Origin of the sequence: Streptomyces niveiscabiei, assembly GCF_001419795.1 — a bacterium.
Classification (GTDB): Bacteria; Actinomycetota; Actinomycetes; order Streptomycetales; family Streptomycetaceae; genus Streptomyces; species Streptomyces niveiscabiei.
Window position 1 is genome coordinate 1 of sequence record NZ_LIRL01000128.1, and the last position, 3870, is coordinate 3870.

Genomic DNA, 3870 nt, shown 5'->3' on the forward strand with positions numbered 1-3870 from the left:
CCTCGCGGCGGACCATCAGCTCCCCCTTGACGTTCTCGATCATCACGACCGCGCAGGACCGCGCCTGGGGGTGCCGTTCGTCGAGCCCGACCTCTATTCGGGGCCCGTTGCTCGGGTAGAGCGTGACCATCGCGTGGGTACGGTCGAACGCCGGCGTCTGGTCGTAGATGTAGACGAACACCAGCAGCCGCTTGATGTTCTCGCGGTGGTCGAGGTTGACGTACATCGTCTCCCCCGACGCCGACCCGAACCGGTCGTCCCCGCTGAGCTTGACGTACGGCGCGTCGTTGACGTCCCCGAGCAGCCCGCCCAGCGGCTGTACGACGCCCTTGGAGCCGTCGGCGAGCTCGTAGAGGCAGCCCAGGTCGAGGTCGACGTTGACCATGGACTGGCTGTGTCCGACGACCTCCGGGGGCTTGAGCGCCTTGAAGGGGTGGCGCAGGAGGCTCTCGCGCTGCATGCCGCCGAAGTCGGAGGTCCGCATCCGCCAGGTCAGGTTGACGCGGAGGTTGCCGCTGGCCGCGCCCTGCTTCGTCAGCGAGACCTGTGGGTGCCGTTTGCTCAGCTCGATCGCGTTGCTCGCGGCGCTGCCCGAGTCGAAGTCGGCCGCGCGGCTGCCCAGCAGGCCGTCGAAGAAGCCCATCTCCCGCCCCATGTCCCTCTCGTAGAACCCCGCGTCGGTGAAATGCCCGGCGGGGCGGCCGTGTTGAACAGCCGCCCCGCCAAGTAGCTTTCCTCATCCGGAAGCTGATCACACTCCGGTCCACATGTCAGACGCGTTTGTCGGACGCGTAGGTCAGACTCCGGAGGAAACCTCCGCCTTCGCGTCGTCAGACCCCTCTTTTCCCTCGGTCGCCGCCAGCGCGCGGTTGCGGCGGACGGAGGACCAGAAGGACCAGGCGATCAGCAGGACGCCGATGGAGCCGGTGATGACCTCGTGGATCTCGTACTGGATGGTGACCATCAGCAGCACCGCGAGCGCGCCGATCGCGTAGTGCGCGCCGTGCTCCAGGTAGACGTAGTCGTCGAGGGTGCCCTGGCGGACCAGGTAGACGGTCAGCGACCGGACGTACATCGCGCCGACGCCGAGGCCGACGGCCATGAGGACGATGTCGTTGGTGATGGCGAAGGCGCCGATCACGCCGTCGAAGGAGAACGACGCGTCGAGGACTTCGAGGTAGAGGAACATGAAGAACGCGGCACGGCCGGCGAGCAGGATGACCGGCTTCTGCTTGCCCGCGCGCTTGGCCTCCTCCTCCGCCTCGTGCTCCCGCTCCTCCTCTTCTTCGAGCTTGCCCTCGAAGTAGCCGGAGAGGCCGCCGACCACGAGGTACGTGATCAGGCCGAGGATGCCGGAGAGCAGGACCGTCTCGGTCTTGTCGACGTGCCCGCCGCCGTGGATGTGGGCGTTGGGGGCGACCGTGAACGCGGCGAGCAGCAGGACGCCGAGCGCGATGCAGACCGACAGCATGTCGACCTTGCCGAGCTTGGCGAGCGGGCGCTCGATCCAGCCGAGCCACTTGATGTCCCGGTCCTCGAAGATGAAATCGAGGAAGATCATCAGCAGGAACATGCCACCGAAGGCGGCGATCGACGCGTGCGCGTCGGTCACCAGCTCCTGGTAGCGGGTCTTGTCGCTGAGGGCGAGGTCGACGGCCTCGATCGGGCCCAGCTTGGCGCTGATGGCGACGATCACGACCGGGAAGACCAGCCGCATGCCGAACACCGCGATGAGCACGCCGACGGTGAGGAAGATGCGCTGCCAGAAGGCGTTCATCTTCTTCAGGATCCCGGCGTTGACCACCGCGTTGTCGAAGGACAGGGAGATCTCGAGGATGGACAGGATCGCCACGACGCCGAGGCCGGTCCATCCGTCGTAGAGGACCCCGACGGCCAGGCCGAGCGCGGTGACCGCGAACGACCAGCCAAAGGTTTTCAGAAGCACTGGCTACCCAATCCGTAGGTACGGGTCTCCCCCGCGCCGTACTCGGCTTTACGAAACGTTGACTCCGAAGTCTAGAGCGATGCCCCGCAAACCCGACGCGTACCCCTGTCCCACTGCACGGAACTTCCACTCCCCCTGGTAGCGGTAGAGCTCGCCGAAGATCATCGCGGTCTCCGTGGAGGCGTCCTCGGAGAGGTCGTAGCGGGCGAGTTCCTGGCCGTCGGCCTGGTTGACGACGCGGATGAACGCGTTCGCGACCTGGCCGAAGGTCTGGCCGCGCTCGTCGGCCTGATGGATCGAGACCGGGAAGACGATCTTGTCGCAGTGGGCGGGGACCTTGGAGAGGTCGACGATCAGCGACTCGTCGTCGCCGTCGCCCTCGCCGGTCAGGTTGTCGCCGGTGTGCTCGACCGAGCCGTCCGGGCTCTTCAGCTGGTTGTAGAAGACGAACCACTCGTCGCCCAGGACCCGGCCGCTGTTGCACAGCAGGGCGCTGGCGTCGAGGTCGAAGGGTGCGCCGGTGGTGGAGCGCGCGTCCCAGCCGAGCCCGACCAGCACTTGCGTGAGGTTCGGAGCGGCCTTGGACAGGGAGACGTTTCCTCCCTTGGCGAGCGTGACGCCCATGTTGCTGTCCTCCCCTGGTGGTGCCTCTGCTGGTTGTCCTGCGCGCCCGGCACCGCCCCTAAACGGGAGCGGGGCCGGGAACGTGGGAGCGGGGCGTCAGACGTTGACGCCGAAGTCCTGGGCGATGCCGCGCAGGCCCGAGGCGTAGCCCTGGCCGATGGCGCGGAACTTCCACTCCGCGCCGTGCCGGTACAGCTCGCCGAAGACCATCGCGGTCTCCGTCGACGCGTCCTCGGAGAGGTCGTAGCGGGCGATCTCGGCCTCGCCCGCCTGGTTCACGACGCGGATGAAGGCGTTGCGGACCTGGCCGAAGGACTGCTGGCGGTTCTCGGCGTCGTAGATCGAGACCGGGAAGACGATCTTGTCGACGTCGGCGGGGACGCCGGCGAGGTTGACCTTGATCTGCTCGTCGTCGCCCTCGCCCTCACCGGTGATGTTGTCGCCGGTGTGCTCGACCGAGCCGTCCGGGCTCTTGAGGTTGTTGAAGAAGACGAAGTTCGCGTCGCTGGCGACCTTGCCGGACGAGTCCACCAGCAGGGCGCTGGCGTCCAGGTCGAAGTCGGTGCCGGTCGTGGTGCGGACGTCCCACCCCAGACCGACGATGACCGCGGTCAGGCCCGGGGCCTCCTTGGTCAGCGAGACATTGCCGCCCTTGCTGAGGCTGACTCCCACGAGTCCTCCCTTGGATTCCCGGGGCGGGGAGCCCCGTCGTACGTCGGATATGCCGGATCAACGATCCGATCCTAGTGACGGGTTCCCGCGCCCCGCAGGCCCTGGCCCGGAAGAAATCACAGGGTGTCGAGGGCCTTGACGTACTCGCCGAGGTCCCGGGCGTCCGGGAGCGCGTTGACGACCGTCCAGCGGACGATGCCGTCCTTGTCGATGACGAACGTGCCGCGTACCGCGCAGCCCTTGTCCTCGGCGAAGACGCCGTACGCGCGCGAGACCTCGCCGTGCGGCCAGAAGTCGCTGAGCAAGGGGTACTCAAGCCCCTCCTGCTCCCCGAACACCCTCAGCGTGTGGATGGAGTCGTTCGACACGGCCAGCACCTGCGTGTCCCGGTCCTCGAACTTCGGCAGGTTGTCCCTGACCTCGCACAGCTCGCCGGTGCACACGCCGGTGAACGCGAAAGGGTAGAACATCAGTACGACATTCTTACTCCCCCGGTAGTCGGAGAGCCTCACGGTCGCGCCGTGATTGTCCTTGAGCTCGAAGTCCGGAGCCTTCTCGCCGACCTGGATCGCCATCGGAACGTTTCCCTTCGGTGGGCTGTTCGGGGGATCACAGCGTACGGGGAGGGG

General features: G+C 67.0%; 5 protein-coding genes. All 5 read right to left on the minus strand.

Annotation, left to right across the window (positions count from 1 at the left end; genetic code table 11):
* Positions 1–643: Tellurium resistance (locus AOK24_RS07205; protein ID WP_055719214.1), on the minus strand; the 643-nt coding region annotated here is incomplete at its 3' end.
* A gap of 153 nt (positions 644–796) precedes the next feature.
* Positions 797–1945, minus strand: coding sequence for a DUF475 domain-containing protein (locus AOK24_RS07210; RefSeq protein WP_055719210.1), 1149 nt, complete (start codon positions 1943–1945; stop codon positions 797–799).
* A gap of 48 nt (positions 1946–1993) precedes the next feature.
* On the minus strand, positions 1994–2569 hold the full coding sequence (locus AOK24_RS07215; protein ID WP_055719211.1) for a TerD family protein: 576 nt from the start codon (positions 2567–2569) through the stop codon (positions 1994–1996).
* 96 nt (positions 2570–2665) lie between these two features.
* Positions 2666–3241 (minus strand): calcium homeostasis/redox stress adaptation protein, encoded by a 576-nt coding sequence (locus tag AOK24_RS07220; protein WP_055719212.1) that lies wholly within the window; start codon positions 3239–3241, stop codon positions 2666–2668.
* Positions 3242–3357: 116 nt separating this feature from the next.
* Entirely contained in the window at positions 3358–3816 is a 459-nt protein-coding gene (locus AOK24_RS07225) for a peroxiredoxin (RefSeq protein ID WP_055719213.1), read from the minus strand.
* Between the last annotated feature and the right edge of the window lie 54 nt (positions 3817–3870).